Origin of the sequence: Streptomyces sp. NPDC004126 (assembly GCF_050275515.1) — a bacterium.
GTDB lineage: Bacteria > Actinomycetota > Actinomycetes > Streptomycetales > Streptomycetaceae > Streptomyces.
Window position 1 is genome coordinate 50,527 of the sequence record NZ_JBNNPF010000023.1, and the last position, 22,986, is coordinate 73,512.

The following is a 22,986-nucleotide window of genomic DNA, read 5'->3' on the forward strand; positions in this document are numbered from 1 at the left end:
GAGGGGGTTTTCACCTTGCCGGTTTTGGTAGGAAATCAACAAAACCCGGGTCGTGGACTCCGCCGATCGCGGCACCTGATGCTTCGTGAGTTCCCTGGCAGATTGGCAAATGTACTGATCATCGCCGAACCGGATGCCCGGGGCGACGGTGTGCTGGTCGAACAAAGGGGGGCGACCTGACCGAGGCCGTCACCGCGACCGAGTCGATGGCGGGGCACCTCTTGGTGCGGCGGGCGCCCTGGGCGCCCTCGCCGCGGTCCTGGCCCTGCGCGATCAGGTCGTGCCGGCCACCCTGAACCTCGACGAGCTCGATCCGCGGGTGTGGCTGACGGTCCGTTCGCCGACGGAGTCGGCGAAGGCGCGGGCCAGGGGGGTGAGCGCCTCCCAGCGGCGGACCGCCCAGCCGACCGGGAGGGGCGGGAGGGCGGGTACGGGGACCAGGCGCAGGGGGCCGTCGGGGGCGGAGTGCAGGCCCGGGACGGCCGGTACGACGGTGTGGCCCAGGCCGAGTTCGGCGAGCAGGAGGGCGGTGTCCCAGTCCGCCACGCTGGTGTCGGAGCCGACCCGGACGCCGAGTCCGGTGAAGGCGGCGTCGAGGTGGGCGCCGGATATGGAGTTCGGGGGCAGCCGGACGAGGCGGATGTCGGTGAGGTCGGCGGTGTCGATGCTCCGGCGGGACGCGAGCGGGTCGTCGGCGCGGACCGCGAGGACCCAGGGCAGGTCGGCCACCGGCCGCTGCTCGATGCCGGGGACGGGCGGGCCGATGGTGATCCAGGCCAGGTCCAGGGTGCCGGCCAGGAGGGCCTCGAAGCAGCGGCGGCTGGAGGTCTCGGTGCGGAACTCCAGGCTCGTCCCGGGGTGGTGGCGGCGGAAGTCGGCGATGGCCTCGGCCATGAAGTGGCGGACGGTCACCCCGCCGGTGCCGACGCGTACGGAGCCGCCCTCGCCGTTCGCGAGGTCGCCGAGGCGGCGCAGCGCCTGGTCCAGGCCGGTGATGCCGTCGGCGGCGGCCTCGTAGAGGATGCGGCCGGCTTCGGTGGGGGCCACTCCGCGGGGGCGGCGCTCCAGCAGGGTGGTCGCGGTCTCGCGTTCGAGGCGTTTGACGTGCTGGCTCACCGCCGACTGGGTGCGGCCCAGTTCCCGGGCCACCGCGCTGAGGCTTCCGGCCCGGCACACGGCCACGAACACCCGTAGGTCGTCCAAGGTCATGAAACCCAAGGTATTGCTTGGGTGTTGGTGAGGAAACCCCAGGATTGACTTGTTGTCGGGCGGGGCGGAGCATTTCCGGTGGGCCGAGGCCCGGGCGGCAACCCGTCCGGTGGCCGCGGCCGGGTCCGGAACCGGGGCGCGGCTTTCGCCGGACGGGTGCCGACCAGTGGGCCTCGGCCGACGGGGCGCCCCACTGCCTCCCGGGTCCGTCCGGCGCGGCCCGGGAGGCGGTGCGGCGTCCTGTCAGCCGGCCGGGCAGCGGAGGGTGTCGGCGGTGACGGGGGCGCCGTCGGCCTTGTTGCGGTCCCAGGTCACGGTCTTGACCTCGACCGGGGTGGTGCCGACGGTGACGTCGAAGGTGGGGCCGCGGCCGGGGACCGGGTTCAGGCGGGCGCCGGGGAGGGCCGCCGCGAGGGTGGCCGCGTCCGCTTTCAGGGCGGGGGCGTACGTGATGACGGGCGGGCCCGCGGGGCGTACGGCGGGGGCGGGCCCGGCGGTGGCCCGGAAGCCGCCGCGGGTGAGGGCCTCGGCGACGGCGGGGTCGTCCACGCGGAGGGCGATGGCGGCCGGGTTGGTGTCGACGGGGGTTTCGGGGACGGGCTGGATGCGGGGGTCGCCGGTGATGGGGCGGTCGTCGGCGAGGGCGTCCCAGAGGGCGGCGGAGCGGGCCTCGTGCCAGACCAGGGTGGAGCCGACGCCGGGGACGCGGTGGTCGAAGAGCCGGATGGGGACGGTGGCGAACTCGGTGCGGTCGGCGCGGAGCCGGCCGAGGATCCAGCCGATGCGGACGAGGTCGGGCAGGTCGGTCGCGGCGTCGGTGCGTACGGTCTTCAGGAGGGTGCGGACGGTGCGGACCGTGCGGACGGGGCCGGAGAGGGCTCCTTCGGCGGTGAGGCGGGCCAGCAGGTTGGTGACGGTGCGCTGCTGGCGGCGGACCCGGCCGAGGTCGCCGGGGCGGATGTCGACGTGCCGGGCGCGGACGTAGCGCAGGGTCCGGTTGCCGTCGGTGTGGTGGACGCCGGCGGTGATGTCGAGGCCGGAGTTCTCGTCGTGGAGGGGTTCGTCGGTGCAGACGGTGGCGCCGCCGAGGTTGTCGATCGTCTGCTCGAAGCCGGTGAACCCGGTCTCCAGGTAGTGGTCGACGTGGAGGCCGGTGGCCTGTTCGACGGTGCGGACGGTCAGGGGGCCGCCGCCGATCGCGTACGCCCCGTTGATCTTCCCGAAGCGGGGCGGGCCGGGGAGCGGGTACTGGACGTAGGAGTCGCGGGGGATGGAGACGACGCTCGCGCGGCGGCCGTCCGCGGAGAGGTGGAGGAGCATCATCACGTCGGTGCAGTTGCAGCCCTGGCCGCCGACGTGCAGGCGGTTCTTCTCGGCGGCGGAGAGGCCGGCGCGGCTGTCGACGCCGACGACGAGGACGTTGGTGCCGCGGCTGCCGCTCCCGGCCGTGCCGCGCTCGGCGGACAGGGCCTGCGCGCCGGTGGGGGCGCCCGCGGCGAGGGTGGCAAGCAGCGTGAGGGCAACGGTGAGTCGACGCAACGCGCATCCCCTGACGTGGTGAGGTGAGGTGGTGGCGGAAGCCGCGGGAGGACCGTACTGCCGTCGCGGGACGCGGGCGGGGTTACGCGCCGTGGTGGACGCCCGGATCGCCCAGCGGGCCGGTGCCGGAGCGTTCGACCGTTCCAGTCCCGTTCGAGGCGTTCTCCTTCGCTTCCTGGGAGCTTCGTGACGCGAGGCTCCGCTGGGGACGAAAGGACGACAGGAATGACCAAGTCAAGGCGCAAGTTCGGCATCGCCACCGTGGTGGCCGCGACCGCGGCCGCGATGATCACCTTCGTGGGACCGCAGGCGAGTGCGCAGGACACGGCGCGCCGCGGCTGGGAGCACTTCGGGTTCGGGGTCTCGTGGGAAGAGACCTACGGCTACTCGCAGGCCATCAAGGCCGGGGACGAGATCTACATCTCGGGTCAGCTGTCGCACGACGCGGCCGGGAACCTGGTGGGCGTCGGTGACTTCGAGAAGCAGGTCAAGACGTCGTTCGAGAACATGGACAAGGTCCTCAAGCACTACAAGGTGTCCCGCAGCCAGATCATCAGCATGAAGATCTACACCAAGGACCTGCGCAAGAACTTCGACACGGCCGCCCGGCTGCACAAGGAGTACGTGGGCAACCACCGCACGACCGACACCATCGTCGGTGTCTCCGACCTGGCGTTCCCCGAGCAGCTGGTCGAGATCGAGGCCATCGTGAAGGTCAAGCCGCGCTCCTGACCCGGTGCGTGCGCAGCGCGCGCGGTGATCCGACCGCCGCGCACCCTCCCGCAGCCCGCGCCCGGGGCCAGTCCTACTGGCCCCGGGCGCGGGCTGCGGTCGTGGGCCCGCCGGAGCTGGTGGCATGTTCATGCAGGGGGCAACGATCAGCGGGTTTCGGCCGTCTGGTACTTCTTCAGGCCATGAAGAAGATCACTCGCCGACAGGCTCTGGGGATCGGTACCGGGGCTTCCATCGCCCTGGGGCTGAGCGCCTGCTCGTCCTCGTCGGCCCCGGCCCCGGCGGCCGGGGCCTCAGGTGCCTCCGGGAGCCCCGGTGCCTCCGGAGCGCCCCTGTCCATACCCACCGGCGGCATCGACGAGGTGTACGAGGGGCGCCGCATCCAGATCACGCTGGGAGCCGCGGGGCACCACGGGATGCCGGTGCCCAACATCAAGATCGACGGCAAAGAGCTGCACCTGATGGGCAACGCGGACGGCAGCTGGGTCACCGTCGTCAACCACTACGAGAGCTTCCCGGACCCGGTCGCGGCCGCCCGCGCCGCCATCCGCGACCTGCAGGGCGCCGAACTCGCGCCGTTCACGCTCCCGAAGGAGGCTCCGCAGCTGTGACCGTACGCAAGAGCGTGGCCGCGCTGACTCCCGACGAGAAGCGGGCCTTCGTCAACGCGGTGCTGGAGCTGAAGCGGACCGGCATCTACGACCGGTACGTCAACGCCCACAACTACTACCTGATGAGCGACTCGGACTTCGGGCCCCGGATCGGGCACCGCACGCCGTCGTTCCTGCCCTGGCACCGGCGGTTCCTGCTGGACTTCGAGGCCTCGCTCCAGCGGGTGGACCGCAACGTGGCGCTGCCGTACTGGGACTGGACCGTCGACCGGGCGGCCAACTCCCCGCTGTGGGCCTCCGACTTCATGGGCGGCAGCCGGCGGGGCCGGGACGGCCAGGTGCTGGACGGCCCGTTCGCCGCGGGGGGCGGGCGGTGGCCCGTGACGGTGGGCGTGGACCGCCGCGACTACCTGCGGCGCGTCCTGGGGTCGGGGGTGCCGCAGCTGCCGACGCGGGCCGAGGTGGACTCGGTGCTGGCGATGCCGGTGTACGACACGGCGCCCTGGAACAGCTCGTCGAGCGGGTTCCGCAACCACCTGGAGGGCTGGCGCGGGACCAACCTGCACAACCGGGTGCACGTGTGGGTGGGCGGGCACATGGCCACCGCGGCCTCGCCCAACGACCCGGTGTTCTGGCTGCACCACGCCTTCATCGACAAGCTGTGGGCGGACTGGCAGGCCCGCAACCCCAAGGCCGGCTACCTGCCGGCGGCCCGGACGCAGAACGTGATCGACCTGCGGGGCGTGCTGCCGCCGTGGAACAACGTGACTCCGGCCGACATGCTGGACCACCGGAAGTTCTACACCTTCGACAAGCCGTGACGGGCCGTCCGTGATCCTGGTGGTCCCGTGATCCCGGTGGTCCCGTGATCCCGGTGCTCCCTGTGGTCCGGCCGGTGGTGCGGCTCGCGGGCGACGTGCTGGGCGCGGTCCGCCGGGTCGTGCGCCGAGGGTCCGGGGCCGTCAGGCCGGGCCGGGGGGTCCGGCGTCTTCCAGGGTCTCGGCCAGGAGGCGCCAGGTTTCGGCGGCCAGGTCGTGGCTGGAGGCGCGCCGGGCCTCCTCGGCCAGGCTCTTGAGGAGGGCCCGGCCCTCCTCGGGGCGGCCTTCGGCGATCAGGAGCAGGCCGTCGAGGGTCTCCAGCCTGATCCGGTCGCGGAAGGCCAGGACGAGCTGTCCGCGGTCCAGCCGGTCGTGGGCCGCGCGGGCGTCCTCGTACCGGCCCTCCTCGAACGCGAGCTGGGCCCGCAGCACGAGCAGTTCCTGCTGTTGCACGGGCGTGCCGACGAGGGAGAGCGCCGCTCCGGCCTGTTCCAGGCATGCGGCGGCCCGCTCGGTGAGGGCGGGCCGGGACCGCAGGCAGAGGGAGGCTGCGGCCAGCCGCAGCCGCGCCCACAGCACGGGGTCGACGCGGCTGTCCAGGGCCTCCAGTGCCTGGTGGAGGTAGGCGTGGGCGGCGTCGTCGTCGCCCTGGCGGGAGCTGACGGTGGCCGCCGACCAGAGCGCCTCGGCCCGCAGCGCGTCGGAGCGGCCGGCCACGAGGGCGACCAGTTCCTCCGCGTGCGCGCGGGCTTCGGGCAGCCGTCCGGCCTCGGCCTCGGCGGAGACCAGCGCCAGCAGGGCGGTCCCGGTGTCGGTGACGCCGAGCCCGGCCTCGCGTGCCGTCCGGTGGGCTTCGACGGCCAGTTCGAGGGCGCGGGCGACCTCGCCGCCGGCGCGCAGGCAGCGGGCGAGCCGGGTCCTGGTGCGGCACCGCAGTTCGGGGAGGCCGAGGTCGTCCGCGATCCCGGTCATCTCCTCCAGGCCCGACCGCTCCCCGGCCCGGTCGCCGCGGCGGTGCCGGTGGCGGGCGATCAGCCACAGGGCCTGCCAGCGCAGCAGCGGTGCCTCGTCCGGGCAGGCGGCGAGGGCGGTGGTGAGGCCCGCGACGGCTTCGTCCCCGTCGCCGTCGCCGTCGTCGCCGTCGTCGCCGGCGTCGCCGGCGTCGCACGAGGCGGCGATGGCCAGGCTCCGCGCCAGCGGGCTGCCGGCGGCCGGCGGGGCCTCGAAGGCCCGGCGGTCGACTCCGAGCTGCCGGGCGAGGTGGTCGATGACCCGCTCGGTGGGCTGCCGCGCGCCGGATTCCAGGCGCGACAGGTAGCCCGTGGAGATCTCCCCGCCGGCCAGGGCGGTCTGGGAGAGGCCCCGTTGCAGTCTCAGTGCCTTCAGGCGCGGTCCGAAGGACGGCTCGTCTGTCATGGGGTGGTCCCGTTCCCTGGGGAAGTCGGCCGTCGGTGCGCCCGGCGCTGTGCGGGGAGCCTATCCGGCGCCGCCGACGGTTGGCAAACATTTGACAACCCTTCTTGCCAAGGGTCTGCTGTGCCCCATGGTCAAGATGCATGCTGACGAAGTCGATGTGGACGAGGACCTGGTACGCGCGCTGCTGCGGGCGCAGTTCCCTCGGTACGCCGGGCTGCCGGTGCGGCGCGTGGAGTCCGGCGGGACGGTGAACGCGATCTTCCGGGTGGGGGACGGGCTGAGCGTGCGGCTCCCGCTGACCGCGGGCGGCGCCGGGACGGTGGACCGGGAGGCGCTCTGGCTGCCGAGGCTGGCCCCGCTGCTGCCCGCGCCCGTGCCGGCGGTGGTGGGGACGGGCGAACCGGGCGAGGGCTTCCCCTGGCGGTGGGCGGTCCACGGGTGGATCGCGGGCGAGGTGCCGGTCGAGGGGCGGGTGGGCGGCGCCGCCGAGGGGCTGGCCGCCGATCTCGCGGCGTTCGTCACGGCCCTGCGCGGGGTCGGCCTGGACGGCGGGCCGCCGGCGCACCGGCGCGCGCCGCTGGCGGAGGCCGACGCGGAGACCCGGGCGGCGGTCGAGGAGCTGCGGCGCACCGACGAGCCGTTCGACGCGGGCGCGGCCCTGGCCGCCTGGGAGGAGGCCCTGGCCGCTCCGGCGTGGGAGGGGCCGGCGTGCTGGTCGCACTCCGACCTGATGCCGAGCAACCTGCTGACGGCGGGGGGCCGGCTGGCGGCGGTGCTCGACTTCGGGACGGTGGGGCTCGGGGAGCCGGCCGTCGACCTGGTCCCGGCGTGGAACCTGCTGCCGGCCCCGGCGCGGCGGGTGTTCCGGGAGCGGGTTGGCGCGGACGGGGCCGCCTGGGCGCGGGGCCGGGGGTGGGCGTTGTCCATGGCGTTGATCCAGCTGCCGTACTACCGCCGCACCAATGCGGTGATCTCCGCGAACGCCCGCCACGTGATCCGTGAGGTGCTGGCGGACGCGGCGGGCCGGTGACCGGCGGCCCGCCCTGGTTTGCCAAGTTTGGCAAGCGCTGTGTCAGGCGGTGTTGACCGGGCCTGTGTGCCGTGTCAGGCTCCCCCCGGATCCCGGGCGCGGCGCACCAGGTCGACCGGGAGCAGCGGTGGCTGCCGCTGGCGGTTCCGGTTCCGCTGGGCCGGGGCGTGCCGGGTGAGGGCTTCGGGTACGGGTGGTCGGTGTACCGCCGGCTGGAGGGGGAGGAACGTGTTCCGCGCGGAGGCGGGGGTGGAGGACGCGACGTGGGCCCGGGGGCGGGGCTGGGCGCTGCGGTTCGGGCTGACCGCCGAGCACGAGTACCGGGTCGCCAATCCGGTACTGGCCGCGGTCGGCCACCGTGCCGCGGCCGAGGCGCCGGCCGACCACCACGGCCGCTGAGCCGACCCGCTGCGCGGAGCCCGTTGCGCGGAGCGCGGAGAGGCCCGCGCCCCCATTGGGGGTGCGGGCCTCTCCGGGTGGGGCGGGGTCAGGCGGTGGCGGGTTCGGGGGTGGCGGGTTCGGGCTTCTTCTGGTCGCGCATGACCAGGACGGCGAGGACCGCGGCGGCGAGGATGGCGGCGGCGCTGATGGTGAAGGTCGTCGACATCGAGGTGACGAAGGCCTCGCGGGCCGTGCGCACCATGCCCTGGTCCCCGGCGGCGACGGCCAGGGCTCCGGCGATGGAGTGCTTGGCCTCCTCGGGCGATCCGGCGGGCATCTCGGCGGCGAAGCCGGAGGCGAGCAGCGAGCCGAGGATCGCGATGCCGAGGGCGCTGCCGGCCTGTCCGATGGTGTCGTTGAGGGCCGAGCCGACGCCCGCCTTCTCCTCGGGGATGGTGGCCATCAGGGCGCCGACGGCGGCCGGCATGGCGGCACCCGCGCCGAGGCCGAGCAGGCCCAGGGCGACCGCCGGGACGGTGAAGCCGCTGTCGGGGGAGGCGGTGGTGAGGAGGGCGAAGGAGGCGGCCATCACGATCATGCCGACGACGATCAGGGGGCGGTTGCCGATCTTGGAGGCGAGGCCGGCGCCCACTCCGTTGCCGACGAGGGCGGCGACGGCGAGGGGGACGAAGGCCAGGCCGGCCTTGAGGGGCGAGTAGCCGAGGACGAACTGCAGGTACTGGGTCAGGACCAGCAGCAGGCCGCCGTTGCCGATCTGGACGAGGGTCAGGGAGAGCGAACCGCCGCTGAAGTTGCGGTTCTTGAAGAGGACCAGCGGGACCATCGGGGACGGGGTGACGTTCTCCCAGATCACGAAGCCGGCGAGGCAGGCCAGGGCGACGACCAGGGTGAGCGAGGAGCGGCCCTCGAAGGCGCCGTGCTTGGGGATCTCGATGATCCACCAGACCAGGGCGGTCATACCGACGGCCGAGAGGACGGCGCCCAGCGGGTCGGGCTTCTGCCAGGGGCCCTTGGACTCGGGCATCAGGGTGAGGGCGGCGATCACGGCGAGGACGACGACCGGGACGTTGATGAAGAAGATCGACTGCCAGGAGAAGTGGTCGATCAGGACGCCGCCGAGGACCGGGCTGCCCACCAGGCCGAGCATGGAGACCGAGCCCCAGGCCGCCATCGCCTTGGGCCGCTCGTCCTCGTCGAAGACGGTGATGAGGATGGAGAGGGTGGACGGCATGATCAGCGCGCCGCCGACGCCCATCGCGACGCGTACGGCGATCACCTCGCCGGGGCTGGAGCAGTAGGTCGCGGCCAGGGAGGCCGCGCCGAAGAGGACCAGCCCGACGAGCATGATCAGGCGGCGGCCGAAGCGGTCGCCGAGGCTGCCGGAGGTGAGCAGGAGGCCGGCGAAGACCAGGATGTAGGAGTCCAGGATCCACTGGGTGTCCTGCGCGCTCGCGCCGAGGTCCGTGGTCATGGACGGCACCGCGACCGTCAGGGCCATGGAGTCGACGACCAGGACCAGTGAGCTCAGGCACAGCACGATCAGGATCCACCAGCGGCGGGGGTTCCTGCTTTCCATGGGTCTTTCCCTTTCGTTCTTCGTCGGTGCGTCCCGTTGACGAGGCCCACTCGGCGCGTACACCGTTCAGTGCTGCGCACACTGTACGCACAATGGGTACGGTGTACGCAAGAGGGCGTGCGGCGATCTATGCTCCAGGGCATGACAGGTGAAGGTGGGGAGCGGGTCCTCCTGTACGGGCCCGGAGGGCTCGTCGAGGGCGAGGCGGCCGGGGAGTTGGCGGCGGCCGACTCCTGGCTCGTGGAGGAGGGGCGGGTGCGCGAACTGCCCGCGCACTGGCGGCGGTTCGGCGCGGCCGTGGCCGAGGCGGGCGGGCCCGCACTGGAGGGTTTCCCGGAGGCCGTCGCCCGGGCGCTGCCCCGGCGGGGGTGCTGGTTCCCCCGGGTGGAGCTGGTGGGCGGCCGGCTGCAGCTGCGGGTGCGGACCGCGCCCGCGCGGACGGAGGCGGTACGGCTGTGGGCCGGGGGTGCGGATCCCCGGCGTACGCCCCGGCGCAAGGGGCCGGACCTGGCGGTGCTGGGGGCGCTGCGGTCCCGGGCCGTGGCGGCGGGCGCGGACGACGCGCTGCTCGTCGGCGACGACGGCTCGGTCCTGGAGACCGCCACGGCGAACCTGGTGTGGTGGGACGGGGACGTGCTGTGCGTGGTCGATCCCGGGCTGCCGGTCCTGGCGGGGGTGACCGCGGCGTGGGTGGTGCGGCGCGCCACCGCCCTGGGCATCGCGGTGCGGCCGGGCCGGGTGCGGCCGGAGCAGCTGGACGGGCGCGAGGTGTGGGTCACCAACGCCCTGCACGGGCTGCGGCCGGTCACCGGGTGGGTGGGGGCCGACGTGGCCGCCGGCCCCTCACCGCGGGTTCAGGAGTGGCGGGCCGCCTGGGCGGCGGCCGCCGAACCCCTGCCGCGGTAGCGGCACAGGTTCAGCAGGAGCAGGGCCAGGTCGACGCCGGGGCGGCCGAGGCTGTTGCCGTACCGGGCGATGACCTGCGTTTCCCGGGACAGGCGGGTGCCGGGGCCGCCGGCGGCGGTCCGGTCGCGCTGGATCTCGTTGACGAGGGCGACGCGGTCGGCGACCAGGGCGATGATCCGGTCGTCGATGGCGTCGACCTGGTGGAGCAAAACCTCTTCATTGAGTTGGGTGAGGAGGGCGGTCGTCTCCGTGGGGGCGGGTTCTGTTCCGACGGGCATGCGGTTTTTCCCCTCAGCGGGTGGGTTCGGGGGCGGCCGGGCGGCGCTGTGCCCGGGCCAGCAGGACGGCGGACAGCGCGGCCGCGGCGGCGAGGGCCAGGGACCATCCGAAGGTGACGGCGAAGGCGGACGCCTCGTCGTGCGGGCGGTCGTCGGCACCGTCGAGGCCGCTCTGCAGGACGGTGACGAGCACCGCCGTCGCGAGCGAGCCGCCCAGCCGTTGCAGGATGCTCAGCTGCGGTGCGGCGTCGCTGATCTTCTGCGGGTCGAGGCTGCGGAACGCGGTGGTCATGGCGGGCATGACGGACAGGCCGGCGCCGAATCCCGAGACGGTCATGGCCGTCCCGATCAGCGCGTAGGACGTGTCGGTGCCGACGAACACGAACGGCACCGCCGCGACCAGGCTGAGGCCGGCGCCGGCGAGGGCCGTGCGGCCGGTGCCGAGGCGTTCGGCGGCCCGGCCCGAGAGCCAGGTGGCCGCCGCCGCGCCGATGCTCGACGGCACCAGCAGCATGCCGGTGGCGACCGGGTCCTCGTGCCGGACGTCCTGGAAGTACAGCGGCATCAGCACCATGCCCGCGTACATGCCCATGGACAGGAAGAACGTGGTGAGGGACGCGGCGCGGAAGACCCGGTCGCGGTAGAGGCGGACGTCGAAGAGCGGGTGGGCGGTGTTGAGGGTGCGGATCGTGAAGAGGACGAGGAGGGCGGTGCCGACGGCGACGCAGAGCAGGGGCACCGTGAGGGACCCGGTGTCGGTGCTGCCCAGGCCGTACGTGAGGACGGCCATGCCGGTGGAGATCGCGGCCAGGCCCGGGACGTCCAGCGGCGGGGCCGCCTCCGGGCGGTCGGCCGGCAGCAGGCACACGGCGCACAGGACGGCGGCGGCACCCACGGGCAGGTTGACCAGGAAGATCCACCTCCAGTCGGTGTAGTGCAGCAGGAGCCCGCCGATGAACGGGCCGAAGACCGGGGCCAGCACGATGGGCACGCCCACCGTCGCCATGACCCGGGACATGTTCTTCGGCCCGGCCGTGCGGGCCAGGATCATCTGCCCGACGGGCATGATCAGCCCGCCGCCGAGGCCCTGGACCGCACGGAAGGCGATGAGCTGTCCGGCGTCCTGGGCGGCCGCGCAGAGCGCGGAGCCCAGGGTGAACAGGACGACGGCGGCCACGTAGGTGCGGCGGGCGCCGAAGCGGCGGGCCGCCCAGCCGGAGACCGGGATGACCGCGGCCACCGCGAGGAGGTAGGCGGTGACCACCCACTGGACGGTGTTCAGCGGGGCCCGGAAGTCCGTACCGAGCGCGCTGAGCGCGACGTTGACGATCGTCGAGTCCAGGAACGACATCGTCGCTCCCACGATCACGACGGTGGCGGCCTTCCAGACGTCCCGGCCGAGGCCGGTGCGGGGTGCCGGAGCGGTGCCGGTCGTCATGCCGCGGCCTCCGTCAGCCAGTGGTCGACGGCGGCGGCCGCGGCCCGGGCGTCGTCCTCCATCATCGTGAAGTGGTCGCCCGGTACGTCCACCGCAGTGTGGGGCAGCGGCCAGGACGCCTGGTGGCCGCCGCCGTCGACCAGGGAGCGGCCCGCTCTGACGAGCAGCGTCGGTACGGCGGTGGCGGTGGGCCGCCAGGCCGGGAAGAGCCGGAAGTAGCCGCCCATGGCCGTCAGCCTGAGGTCGGTCATCCAGCCGAAGGCGTCCTCCCGTTCGAACATGGCGTCGGTCATCCGGGAACGGAACGCGGGCTGGGCCGCGTCGCCCGGCAGGAACGTGTCGAGCAGCACCAGGGCGGCGGGGGCGGCGCCCCCGCGTTCGAGGTGGACGGTGACCTCCTGGGCGAGCCAGCCGCCCGAGGAGTACCCGGCCAGGGCGAACGGTGCGCCGTCCGCGAGGCGCAGCACCTCGGCGGCCAGGTGCGCGACGAGGGCGTCGGCGGTGGCGGGCAGCGGCTCGCCCTCGCCGTAGCCGGGGAGCGGGAGGACGTGGACGTCCCGGTGCTCGCGGAAGGGCGCGGCGAAGCGGGCGAACTGGTGGGGGCTGGAGAGTGCGGTGACCGAGGGCAGGCAGATCAGTGCCGGGCCGCCGGCGCCGCCCGGCCCGCCGGTGCCGCCGGTGCCGCCGGACAGGGTGACCGGTGCCGGGGCGCCGTCCGTGCCGTCCGTGGTGAAGGAGGGGCGCAGCAGGGAGGCCGCGACGAGCAGGTCGGTGGCCTCCTTGACCTTGCCGTCCGCGCAGGCCTGCCGGTAGAGCGCGGCGAGGGGCTGCGCCGTCGCGGGCGGGCTCGCCGGTTCCGGCGCCTGCGGGGTCCGGGCCGCCGCGAGTTCGCCGCGCATGTGGTCGGCGAGGTCGGCGGGGGTCGGGTGGTCGAAGACGGCCGTGGCGGACAGCCTCAGGCCGGTCGCGGTGTTGAGGCTGCCGCGCAGGCGCACCGAGGTCAGTGAGTCGAAGCCCATCTCCAGGAACTTCCGGTCCGGTTCGATCCGGTCGGCGGAGCTGTGGCCGAGGACGGTGGCGGTGTGCGCCCGTACGAGGGCGAGGAGGTCCTCCGGGTCGATGGCGGGTACGGCGGCCGGGGTGCCCGCCGTCCGCCGGAGCGGGGCCGGCACCAGGCCGTGCAGCAGGGGCGGGAGCGGCTCGTGGCGGGCGCGGGTGCGCAGCGCGGGCAGGTCCAGGCGGATCGGCACCGCGAGGGCCCGGTCGAGGGCGGGGGCGGTGTCGAGGAGCGCGAGGGCCTCTTCCGTGGCGAGGGCGCCCACGCCGCCGCGGTTGATGCGGTCGACGTCGCCGGCGTCGAGGGCGTCCGTCATGCCGCTGCGTTCGGCCCACAGGCCCCAGGCCAGGGAGATCCCGGGCAGGCCGAGGGAGCGGCGGTACTGGGCGAGGGCGTCCAGGTAGGCGTTGGCGGCCGCGTAGTTGCCCTGGCCCGGGGCGCCGAGCAGGCCCGAGGCGGACGAGAACAGGACGAACGCCGACAGGTCGAGGTCCGCGGTGAGCTCGTGGAGGTTGCGGGCGGCGTCCGCCTTGGGGCGCAGGACCGCGTCGAAGCGTTCCGGGGTGAGGGACTCGATCACGCCGTCGTCCAGGACGCCCGCGGTGTGGATGACGGCGGTGAGGGGGTGGTCGGCCAGGAGCGAGGCCAGGGCCTCGCGGTCGGCGACGTCGCAGGCGGCGACCGTCACCGAGGCGCCCAGACCGGACAGTTCCGTAACCAGGTCCTCGGCGCCGCCGGAGCGGCTGGCCAGGAGGAGGTCGCGGACGCCGTGTTCGGTGACCAGGTGGCGGGCCACCGCCCGGCCCAGGGTTCCGGTGCCACCGGTGACGAGGACGGTGCCGCCCTCGGCGAACGACAGGCCCGCGGACTCCGGCGCGGCCGGGGTGCGGGTCAGGCGGGGGACGCGTACCGCTCCCCCGCGCACCGCCGCCTGCGGCTCGGCGCAGGTCAGGTACGGGGTCGGGTCGACGGCCTCCTCCAGGTCCAGGAGGCTGAAACGGCCCGGGTGCTCCGACTGCGCCGAACGCACCAGACCCCACACCGCCGCACCCGCCAGGTCACGCACCTCATCGCCCACGGCACCGCGCGTCACGAACACCACGCGGTCCTCCCCCGCGAGGGAGTCCTGGAGCACCTCCAGGGCCCGGCCCAGGGCCTCGCGCACACCGGCCGAAGTGTCCACCTCGCACACCACGCCCGCAGGCAGCGGCTCGGCCACCGAGGCCCCCGAGGCCACCGGGACCGCCACCCAGTCCAGCGCGAACAGGGTGTCGCGGTGGGCGAGGTGTTCGGTGGCGACGGGGCGCAGGGCCAGGGAGTCGACGGTCGCCACCGGCAGGCCGGCCGCGTCGGTGACGGCGAGGGAGACCGCGTCCCCGCCGGCGGGGCTCACCCGGACCCGCAGGTCGCGTGCGCCGGCCGTGTGCAGGCTGACCCCGTTCCAGGAGAACGGGAGGCGGACGCCGGGGCCGTCGAGGAAGGAGCCGAGGCCCACGGCGTGCAGGGCGGCGTCGAGGAGGGCCGGGTGGAGGCCGAAGCGGCCCGCGGCCTCCTGCCGGTCGCGGTCGAGGCCGACCTCCGCGTACACCTCGTCGCCGAGCCGCCAGGCCGCGCGCAGCCCCTGGAACGCCGGCCCGTAGCCGAGCCCGGAGTCGGTGAGCCGGTCGTAGAAGCCGGTCAGGTCCAGGGGTTCGGCGCCGGCCGGCGGCCATTCGCCGCCGCCGGTGGTGGCGGGTGCCGGGGTGGCGGTGAGGACACCGGTGGCGTGCCGGGTCCAGGGTTCGCCGTCCGCCTGGGCGGAGCGGGCGTACGTGGTGACCGTGCGGCGGCCGTCCGGGTCGGCGGGGCCCACGGCGAGCTGGATCTGGACGGCGCCGCGCCCGGGCAGCACCAGCGGGGCTTCCAGGGTCAGTTCCTCCAGGTGGGCGTGGCCGGTGTGGAGGCCCGCGTGCAGGGCCAGTTCCACGAAGGCGGTGCCGGGCAGCAGGACCGTGCCGGCCACCGCGTGGTCGGCGAGCCAGGGCTGCGCGGCCAGGGACAGGCGGCCGGTGAAGAGGTGCTCGTCGGTGGCGGCGACGGTCACCATCGCGCCGAGGAGGGGGTGCCCGGCGGCGTCCAGGCCCGCGGAGGCCATGTCGCCCGCGGCGTCGGTGCCGTCCAGCCAGTACCGCTCGCGCTGGAAGGCGTACGTGGGCAGGTCGACGCGGCGGGCGCCGGGGAAGACGGTGTCCCAGTCGACGGGCACTCCGTGGACGTGCGCCTCGGCGAGGGCGGCGGTGAAGCGGGCGGGGCCGCCGTCGCCGCGGCGCAGGGTGCCCAGCGCGGTGTCGGGCAGGCCGTGGACGAGGACGGGGTGCGGGCTGACCTCGATGAACACGCCGTGGCCCGCGTGGACGAGGGTTTCGGTGACGTCGGCGAGCAGGACGCTCTGGCGGAGGTTGCGGTACCAGTACCGCTCGTCGAGTTCGGTGCCGTCGAGCCAGGCGGCGTCGACCGTGGACAGGAACGGGATGTCGGCCGGGCGGGGGGTGATCCCGGCGAGGGCGTCCAGGACGTCCGTGCGGATCTCCTCGACGTGGGCGGAGTGGGAGGCGTAGTCCACGGGGATCCGGCGGGCGCCCTCGACGGCGGCGAGCACCGCTTCGCAGGCCTCGGGGTCGCCGGAGACCACCACGGAGCGGGGGCCGTTGACGGCGGCGAGCGAGAGCCGGTCCCCCAGGTGGGCGGCGGCCTCCTCGCGGGACAGCGGAAGGGAGACCATGCCGCCGCGGCCGGAGAGGGCCAGGAGTGCCTTGCTGCGCAGGGCGACGACGCGGGCCGCGTCGTCGAGGGTGAGCGCTCCGGCGACGCAGGCGGCGGCGATCTCGCCCTGCGAGTGGCCGACGACGGCGGCCGGTTCGACCCCGTGGGAGCGCCACAGCGCGGCGAGGGAGACCATCACCGCCCACAGGGCGGGCTGGACCACGTCGACCCGGGTCAGGGCGGCCTCGTCGGTGAGGGCTTCGCGCAGCGACCAGTCGACGTGGGGCGCGAGGGCCCTTTCGCAGGCGGCCAGCCGGTCGGCGAACACCGGTGCGGAGCCGAGCAGTTCGTGGGCCATGCCCGCCCACTGGGAGCCCTGGCCGGGGAAGACGAACACGGCTTTGGCGGCGGTGCGCGACGATCCCCGCAGCAGGCTCGGGGAGGGCTCGCCGGCGGCCAGGGCGGTCAGTCCTTCGGCGAAGGCGGCGGGGTCGTCGGCGACCACGGCGGCCCGGTGTTCCAGGGCGGCGCGGGCGGACGCGAGGGAGCCGCCGATGTCGGCGAGGGTGTGGCGGGGGTCTTCCTCGGGGGATGCCGGGGCGGTCAGGCCGTCCAGGGCGGCGAGGAGGTTGCGGGCCTGGTCGCGCAGGGCCCCGTCGGACTTGGCGGACAGCACCCACGGCAGTGCCGTGCCCGGTGCGGGGGCCGGCCGGGGGGCGGGCTCGGCGGCGGCCTCGGCGGCGGCCTCGTCGAGGGGGGCCTGTTCCACGATGACGTGGGCGTTGGTGCCGCTGACGCCGAACGAGGACACGCCGGAGCGGCGGGCCCGTCCGGTCTCGGGCCACGGCACGGGTTCGGTCAGCAGGCGTACGGCGCCGGCCGTCCAGTCGACGTGCGGGGTGGGCTCGTCGACGTGGAGGGTGCGGGGCAGGACGCCGTGGCGCATCGCCTCGACCATCTTGATGACGCCGCCGACGCCGGAGGCGGCCTGGGTGTGGCCGATGTTGGACTTGAGGGAGCCCAGCCACAGCGGCTGGTCCCCGGGGCGGTCCTGCCCGTACGTGGCGAGGACGGCCTGCGCCTCGATCGGGTCGCCGAGCTTGGTGCCGGTGCCGTGGGCCTCGACTGCGTCGACGTCCTGGACGCCCAGGCCGGCGTTGCCCAGGGCCTGGCGGATGACGCGCTGCTGGGAGGGGCCGTTGGGGGCGGTGAGGCCGTTGGACGCGCCGTCCTGGTTGACGGCGGAGCCGCGGATGACGGCCAGGACCTGGTGGCCGCTGCGGCGGGCGTCGGAGAGCCGCTCCAGCAGGAGCATGCCCGCGCCCTCGCCCCAGCCGGTGCCGTCGGCGGCCGCGGCGAAGGACTTGCAGCGGCCGTCGAAGGACAGGCCGCGCTGCCGGGAGAACTCCACGAACGTGTTGGGGGTGGCCATCACGGTCGCGCCGCCGGCCAGGGCCATCGTGCACTCGCCGGACCGCAGGGCCTGGGCGGCCAGGTGGAGGGCGACGAGGGAGGAGGAGCAGGCGGTGTCGACGGTGACGGCCGGGCCCTCCAGGCCGAGGACGTAGGAGATGCGGCCGGACAGGACGCTGCCGGCGTTGCCGGTGCTGAGGTATCCGTCGATGCCCTCGGGGACCTCGCCCAGGCGGGAGGCGTAGTCGTGGTACATGACGCCGGCGAACACGCCGGTGGCGGTGCCGCGCACGGACGTCGGGTCGATGCCGGCGCGTTCGAAGGCCTCCCAGGCGGTTTCCAGGAGGAGCCGCTGCTGCGGGTCCATGGCGAGGGCCTCGCGGGGGGAGATCCCGAAGAATCCGGCGTCGAACTCGGCGGCGTCGTAGAGGAAGCCGCCTTCGCTGACGTACGAGCGGCCGGCCGCGTCGGGGTCGTCGTCGAAGAGGCCGTCGAGGTCCCAGCCGCGGTCGGTCGGGAAGGCCGCGATGCCGTCGCCGCCCGCGGCCACCAGCCTCCACAGGTCCTCCGGCGAGCGCACTCCGCCGGGGTAGCGGCAGCTCATGCCGACGATCGCGATGGGGTCGTCGTCGGTGCCGGCGCCGGGGGTGGCGGCGGCCGGGGCGGTGGCGGGGGTGGCCGGGGCCTCGGTCAGGCCGGCGCGCAGGTGCTCCACGAGGGCGGCCGGGGTGGGGTAGTCGAAGATGAGGGTGGCCGAGAGCCGCAGGCCCGTCTCGGTGGTGAGCCGGTTGCGGAGTTCGACGGCGGTGAGGGAGTCGAAGCCCAGCTCGGTGAACGTCCGGCCGAGGTCGACTGCCTGCGCGTCGGCGTGGCCCAGTACTGCGCTGACGTGGCTGCGGACCAGGTCGGTGAGCTGCCGTTCGGTCCACTGGGTGCGGGGGGTGGCCGGGCCGGACGCGGCCGTCCTGCGGGCCGGGCCGCGGACGAGGCCGCGCAGCAGTGCCGGGGGCGTGGCGTTCCGGGCGGCGCCCGCGGGCGGGTTGAGGTCGAGGCGGGCGGGGACGAGCAGGGGTTCGTCGAGACCGCCCGCCAGGTCGAAGAGTTCCAGGCCGTCGGCGGCGGACAGCGCGGCGACGCCGGAGCCGGTGATGCGCCGGGTGTCGTTGTCGGCGAGGCGGCCGCCCATGCCGCCGCCCTCCGCCCACAGGCCCCAGGCCAGGGACACCGCGGCCCGGCCCTGGGCGGTGCGGTGCTGGGCGAGCGCGTCGAGGAAGGCGTTCGCGGCGGCGTAGCCGGCCTGGCCGGGGGCGCCGAAGACGCCGGCGGCCGAGGAGAACAGCACGAACGCCGCGAGGTCGGCCTCCCGGGTCAGCTCGTGCAGGTGCCAGGCCGCGTCGAGCTTGGGGCGCAGTACGGTGTCCAGCCGGTCGGGTGCCAGCGAGCCGATCACGCCGTCGTCGAGGACGCCGGCCGCGTGCACGACCGCCGTCAGCGGCCGCTCGGCGGTGATCCGGGCGAGCAGCCGCGCCAGGTCGGCGCGGTCGCCGACGTCGCAGGCCTCGATCCGTACGTGGGCGCCCGCGCCGGTGAGCGCGGCGGCGAGTTCGGCGGCGCCCTCGGCGGCCGGGCCTCGCCGGCCGGCCAGCACGAGGTGGCGTACGCCGTGTTCGGCCACCAGGTGGCGGGCCAGCAGGGCGCCGAGGCCGCCGGTGCCGCCGGTGATCAGGACGGTGCCGTCGGGGTTCCACTCCCGGGGCTCGGCGGGGGCGGGGACGCGGGCCAGCCGGGGGGCGTACGGGGTGCCGTCGCGGAGGGCGAGTTGCGGCTCGTCCAGGGCCAGGAGGGCGTGCAGTGCGGCGGTGTCGTGCGCGGTGTCGTCCGGGCCGGTGACGTCGATCAGGCGGAAGCTGCCCGGGTTCTCGGCCTGCGCCGACCGGACCAGGCCCCACAGCGGCGCCTGGCCGAGGTCCTGGACCGGCTCGCCCTGCCGGACGGCCAGGGCGCCGCTGGTCACCAGGACCAGCTGCGAGGAGCCGCACCGGGGGTCGGCGAGCCAGGCCTGGAGGAGTTCCAGGACGCGGTGCGCACCGGTGTGGGCGGAGGGGACGAGGTCGTCGCCGGTGCGGGGGCAGCGGACGAACACGGCGTCGGGGACGGTGTCCAGCGCGGCCAGGTCGGCGGCGGAGGCGATCCAGCACGGCGGCGCGCCGGCGGGCTTGCCGGGGGCGGCGGGGGCGGGCTGGGGCAGGGCGGCCCAGTCGACGCGGAAGAGGGAGTCGCGGTGCCGGTGCGTGCGCTGGGCGGCGGCCGGGCGCAGGGCGAGCGCCTCGACGGTGGCCACGGGGGCGCCCGTCTGGTCGGCGGCGTCCAGGGACACGGTGTCGGGGCCGGCCGGAGACAGCCGTACGCGCAGCGCCGGGGCGCCGGCGGCGTGGAGGGTCACGCCGCGCCAGGAGAACGGGAGGCTCGCGGCGCCGTCGGCGACGAAGTCTCCGAGCCCGACGGCGTGCAGGGCGGCGTCCAGCAGGGCGGGGTGCAGGCCGAAGCGGGCGGCTTCGGTCTCCTGCGGCAGCCGTACCTCGGCGAACACGTCGTCGCCGCGGCGCCATGCGGCCCGCAGTCCCTGGAAGGCGGGGCCGTAGCCGAAGCCGACGTCGACGAGGTGGTCGTAGAGGCCCTCCACGGACACCGGCTCGGCGCCCGCGGGGGGCCATTCGCCCAGGTCGGCGTCGGCGGGCGGGGTGGCTGCCGGGAAGGGGCCGGCCGTCAGGGTGCCGGTGGCGTGCCGGGTCCACGGCTCGTCGGTGTGGCGGGAGTGGAAGGTCAGGGAGCGGCGGCCGTCCGCGTCGAGGGGCCCGACGCCGACCTGGAGCTGGACCGCGCCCTGTTCGGGGAGGACCAGCGGCGCCTCGATGGTGAGTTCGTCGAGGCGGGCGCAGCCGACCTGGTCGCCGGCGCGTACGGCCAGCTCCACGAAGGCGGTGCCGGGGACGAACACGGTGCCCAGGACGGCGTGGTCGGCGAGCCAGGGGTGGGTCCGCAGGGAGAGGCTGCCGGTGAACAGCACCTGGTCCGCCTCGGCCAGGGTCACCATGGCGCCGAGCAGGGGGTGGTCGGCCGCACCCAGGCCGGCGGCGGCCACGTCGCCGAGGGCGGTCGTCTCGGGCCAGTAGCGCTGCCGCTGGAAGGGGTAGGTGGGCAGGTCGACGCGGCGGCCGGAGAGGAACGGCAGCCAGTCGACGGGGAGGCCGCGGGTCCAGGCCTCGGCGAGGGCGCCGAGGAAGGCCTCCGGCTCGGGGCGGTCCTTGCGCAGGACGGGGGTGAGGAGTCCCGAGAAGTCGTCCGGGAGGGACTCCCCCGCCATGGCGGCGAGGACGCCCTGCGGGCCGAGTTCGAGGAAGTGGGCGACGCCCTGGGCTGCGAGGTGGGCCACGCCGTCGCCGAAGCGGACGGCGGCGCGGACGTGCCGGACCCAGTAGTCGGCCGTGAACTCGGTGATCTCCTCGCCGGTGACGTTGGAGACCACCGGGACGGCCGGGGTGCCGTGGGTGAGGGTGGCGGCGACCTCGCGGAACGCCTCCAGCATCGGCTCCATGAGGGGCGAGTGGAAGGCGTGCGAGACCGTCAGGCGCTTGGTCTTGCGGCCCTGCTCGGCCAGCTGCGCGGCCACGGCCAGGACGGCATCCTCGGCACCCGAAATCACCACGGACCGCGGGCCGTTGACCGCCGCGATGTCGACATCCGCCGACAGCAGCGGACGGACCTCCTCCTCGGTGGCACGGATAGAGACCATCGCCCCGCCCTCGGGCAGGGCGCCCATGAGGGCGCCACGGGCCGCGACCAGGCGGGCCGCGTCGGCGAGGGACAGGACCCCCGCGACGTGGGCTGCGGCGATCTCGCCGATCGAGTGCCCGGCCACGAAGTCCGGGCGCAGACCGAACGACTCCGCCAGCCGGTACAACGCCACCTCGACCGCGAACAGGGCGGGCTGGGTGAACTCGGTGCGGTGGACCTCGTCCCCTCCCCCGAAGACGATCTCCTTCAGCGGGAAGTCGAAGTGACCGCACACCTCGTCGAACGCCGCCGCGAACACCGGCTGCGCCTCGTACAGCCCACGCCCCATCCCCGGACGCTGCGCACCCTGGCCGGAGAAGAGGAACGCGTACTTCCCGCCGGAGGCGAGGCCCTCGACGAGTGCGTCCCGGTCGGCGCCCGGGACCACGCCCCGGTGGGTGAAGGGCGTCGGCAGGGAGAGGGAGTGGGCCAGGTCGGCGGGGTCGAGCTCCGGGTGGTCCTGGGCGTACGCGCGGAGCTGGGCGGCCCGTGCGCGCAGTGCCTCGGGGGTGTGGGCCGACAGCAGCCACGGCGCGGCGGCGGTGCGGGGCGTGTGCGGCTCGGGCGTCCGGTCCCGGGCCGGGCGGGCGTCCTCGTGGGCGGCCTGCTCGACGATCAGGTGGGCGTTGGTGCCGCTGACGCCGAAGGCCGACACGCCGGCGCGGCGCGGTTCTCCCGTCTCGGGCCAGGGCGTGGGTTCGGTCAGCAGGCGTACGCCGCCCGCCGACCAGTCCGCGTGCGGTGTCGGCTCGTCCACGTGGAGGGTCCGGGGCAGGGTGCCGTGCTGGATGGCGAGGACCATCTTCATGACGCCGGCGACGCCCGCCGCGGCCTGGGTGTGGCCCAGGTTCGACTTGACGGAGCCGAGCCACAGCGGCCGCTCGGCGGTGCGCCCCCGGCCGTACGTGGCGAGCAGGGCGTGGGCTTCGATGGGGTCGCCGAGGGTGGTGCCGGTGCCGTGGGCCTCGACCGCGTCCACGTCCTGCGGGGCGAGCCGGGCGTTGGCGAGGGCCTGGCGGATGACGCGCTGCTGGGCGGTGCCGTTGGGGGCGGTGAGCCCGTTGGAGGCGCCGTCCTGGTTGACGGCCGAGCCGCGCAGGACCGCGAGGACGGGGCGGCCGGCCCGCCGGGCGTCGGAGAGCCGTTCGAGGACGAGGAGGCCCGCGCCCTCGCCCCAGCCGGTGCCGTCCGCGGCGGCGGCGAAGGGCTTGCAGCGGCCGTCGGCGGCGAGTCCGCGCTGCCGGCTGAACTCGACGAAGACGCGGGGGGTGGCCATGACGGTGGCGCCGCCGGCGAGGGCCAGGGCGCATTCGCCGCGGCGCAGCGCCTCGGCGGCCAGGTGCAGGGACACCAGGGAGGAGGAGCAGGCGGTGTCGACGGTGACCGCGGGGCCTTCGAGGCCGAGGACGTAGGACAGGCGGCCGGAGAGGACGCTCGCCGCGTTGCCGGTGCCTATGTAGCCTTCGAGGCCCTCTTCGGGGGTGGAGCCGAACAGGGTGCCGTAGTCCTGGCCGTTGGTGCCGACGAAGACGCCGGCGCGGCTGCCGCGCAGGGCGGCGGGGTCGAGGCCGGAGCGTTCCAGGGCCTCCCAGGCGACTTCCAGGAGCAGGCGCTGCTGGGGGTCCATGGCGCGGGCTTCGCGCGGGCTGATGCCGAAGAAGGCGGGGTCGAAGTCGGCGGCTCCGTCGAGGAAGCCGCCCTCGCGGACGTAGCTGGTGCCGGCCCGGTCGGGGTCCGGGTCGTAGAGCGCGGGAAGGTCCCAGCCGCGGTCGTCGGGGAAGGGGGCGAGGGCGTCGGTGCCGTCGGCGAGGAGGGTCCACAGCTGTTCGGCGGAGTGGACGCCGCCGGGGAAGCGGCAGCCCATGCCGACGATCGCGATCGGCTCGTGGCTGAGGTCCTCGGCGTCCTTCAGGCGGCGGTTGGCCTCGTCCAGGTCGGCCGTGACCCGCTTGAGGTATTCCAGGAGCTTGGTCTCGTTCACCATG

General features: G+C 75.1%; 12 protein-coding genes and 1 pseudogene. 6 read left to right on the top strand and 7 right to left on the bottom strand.

All coding sequences use genetic code 11. The annotated features are described in order from the left end of the window. Positions 1–273: 273 nt before the first annotated feature. On the bottom strand, positions 274–1,209 hold the full coding sequence (locus ACQKM2_RS22360) for a LysR family transcriptional regulator (RefSeq protein ID WP_427712203.1): 936 nt from the start codon (positions 1,207–1,209) through the stop codon (positions 274–276). A 243-nt stretch (positions 1,210–1,452) separates the two neighbouring features. Then, a complete protein-coding gene (locus tag ACQKM2_RS22365) occupies positions 1,453–2,748 on the bottom strand; it encodes an LCP family protein (protein ID WP_427712206.1) in 1,296 nt (431 codons plus the stop codon). Positions 2,749–2,973: 225 nt separating this feature from the next. Between ACQKM2_RS22365 and ACQKM2_RS22370 the strand changes: the two genes are divergently transcribed. The 3 genes from ACQKM2_RS22370 to melC2 all read left to right on the top strand — a co-directional run bounded on the left by ACQKM2_RS22370 (position 2,974) and on the right by melC2 (position 4,912). After that, positions 2,974–3,480, top strand: coding sequence for a RidA family protein (locus ACQKM2_RS22370; RefSeq protein WP_427712209.1), 507 nt, complete (start codon positions 2,974–2,976; stop codon positions 3,478–3,480). Between the two features lie 182 nt (positions 3,481–3,662). Further along, positions 3,663–4,091: an apotyrosinase chaperone MelC1 gene (melC1, locus tag ACQKM2_RS22375; protein ID WP_427712212.1), complete on the top strand. Its 429-nt coding sequence runs from the start codon at positions 3,663–3,665 to the stop codon at positions 4,089–4,091. Further along, positions 4,088–4,912, top strand: a complete 825-nt coding sequence (gene melC2 / locus ACQKM2_RS22380; protein WP_427712215.1) for a tyrosinase MelC2 — start codon at positions 4,088–4,090, stop codon at positions 4,910–4,912. The genes melC1 and melC2 overlap by 4 nt, the downstream gene beginning before the upstream one ends. Before the next feature lie 141 nt (positions 4,913–5,053). Here melC2 and ACQKM2_RS22385 read toward each other — a convergent pair whose 3' ends face one another. Further along, a complete protein-coding gene (locus tag ACQKM2_RS22385; protein ID WP_427712217.1) occupies positions 5,054–6,325 on the bottom strand; it encodes a helix-turn-helix domain-containing protein in 1,272 nt (423 codons plus the stop codon). Positions 6,326–6,461: 136 nt separating this feature from the next. Here ACQKM2_RS22385 and ACQKM2_RS22390 point away from each other — a divergent pair, with 136 nt between their 5' ends. After that, entirely contained in the window at positions 6,462–7,355 is an 894-nt protein-coding gene (locus ACQKM2_RS22390) for an aminoglycoside phosphotransferase family protein (RefSeq protein ID WP_427712220.1), read from the top strand. Positions 7,356–7,583: 228 nt separating this feature from the next. Then, positions 7,584–7,754 carry a hypothetical protein gene (locus ACQKM2_RS22395; RefSeq protein ID WP_427712222.1) on the top strand — a complete coding sequence of 57 codons (171 nt, stop codon included), beginning with the start codon at positions 7,584–7,586 and terminating at the stop codon, positions 7,752–7,754. 88 nt (positions 7,755–7,842) lie between these two features. On the opposite strand, the gene ACQKM2_RS22400 is transcribed toward ACQKM2_RS22395, so the two are convergent. Next, positions 7,843–9,333, bottom strand: coding sequence for an MFS transporter (locus ACQKM2_RS22400; RefSeq protein WP_427712225.1), 1,491 nt, complete (start codon positions 9,331–9,333; stop codon positions 7,843–7,845). Between the two features lie 141 nt (positions 9,334–9,474). On the opposite strand from ACQKM2_RS22400, the gene ACQKM2_RS22405 reads away from it, so the two are divergent. Beyond that, positions 9,475–10,239 (top strand): aminotransferase class IV, encoded by a 765-nt coding sequence (locus ACQKM2_RS22405; protein ID WP_427712228.1) that lies wholly within the window; start codon positions 9,475–9,477, stop codon positions 10,237–10,239. On the opposite strand, the gene ACQKM2_RS22410 is transcribed toward ACQKM2_RS22405, so the two are convergent. The 3 genes and pseudogenes from ACQKM2_RS22410 to ACQKM2_RS22420 all read right to left on the bottom strand — a co-directional run. Continuing rightward, complete coding sequence (locus ACQKM2_RS22410; protein ID WP_427712231.1) at positions 10,188–10,517, bottom strand: chorismate mutase; 330 nt, start codon at positions 10,515–10,517, stop codon at positions 10,188–10,190. The genes ACQKM2_RS22405 and ACQKM2_RS22410 overlap by 52 nt on opposite strands. Before the next feature lie 13 nt (positions 10,518–10,530). Further along, positions 10,531–11,955: a DHA2 family efflux MFS transporter permease subunit gene (locus ACQKM2_RS22415; protein ID WP_427712233.1), complete on the bottom strand. Its 1,425-nt coding sequence runs from the start codon at positions 11,953–11,955 to the stop codon at positions 10,531–10,533. 44 nt (positions 11,956–11,999) lie between these two features. Continuing rightward, positions 12,000–22,985 (bottom strand): annotated as a pseudogene (locus tag ACQKM2_RS22420) (SDR family NAD(P)-dependent oxidoreductase); the annotation flags it as partial. Position 22,986 lies beyond the last annotated feature (1 nt).

Excerpts from the sequence above, each read along its gene's own strand:
- ACQKM2_RS22405 (WP_427712228.1), top strand. The coding sequence starts at position 9,475 with ATGACAGGTGAAGGTGGGGAGCGGGTCCTCCTGTACGGGCCCGGAGGG.
- ACQKM2_RS22360 (WP_427712203.1), bottom strand. The coding sequence starts at position 1,209 with ATGACCTTGGACGACCTACGGGTGTTCGTGGCCGTGTGCCGGGCCGGA.
- ACQKM2_RS22385 (WP_427712217.1), bottom strand. The coding sequence starts at position 6,325 with ATGACAGACGAGCCGTCCTTCGGACCGCGCCTGAAGGCACTGAGACTG.
- ACQKM2_RS22415 (WP_427712233.1), bottom strand. The coding sequence starts at position 11,955 with ATGACGACCGGCACCGCTCCGGCACCCCGCACCGGCCTCGGCCGGGAC.
- ACQKM2_RS22390 (WP_427712220.1), top strand. The coding sequence starts at position 6,462 with ATGCATGCTGACGAAGTCGATGTGGACGAGGACCTGGTACGCGCGCTG.
- melC1 (WP_427712212.1), top strand. The coding sequence starts at position 3,663 with ATGAAGAAGATCACTCGCCGACAGGCTCTGGGGATCGGTACCGGGGCT.
- ACQKM2_RS22370 (WP_427712209.1), top strand. The coding sequence starts at position 2,974 with ATGACCAAGTCAAGGCGCAAGTTCGGCATCGCCACCGTGGTGGCCGCG.
- ACQKM2_RS22410 (WP_427712231.1), bottom strand. The coding sequence starts at position 10,517 with ATGCCCGTCGGAACAGAACCCGCCCCCACGGAGACGACCGCCCTCCTC.
- ACQKM2_RS22400 (WP_427712225.1), bottom strand. The coding sequence starts at position 9,333 with ATGGAAAGCAGGAACCCCCGCCGCTGGTGGATCCTGATCGTGCTGTGC.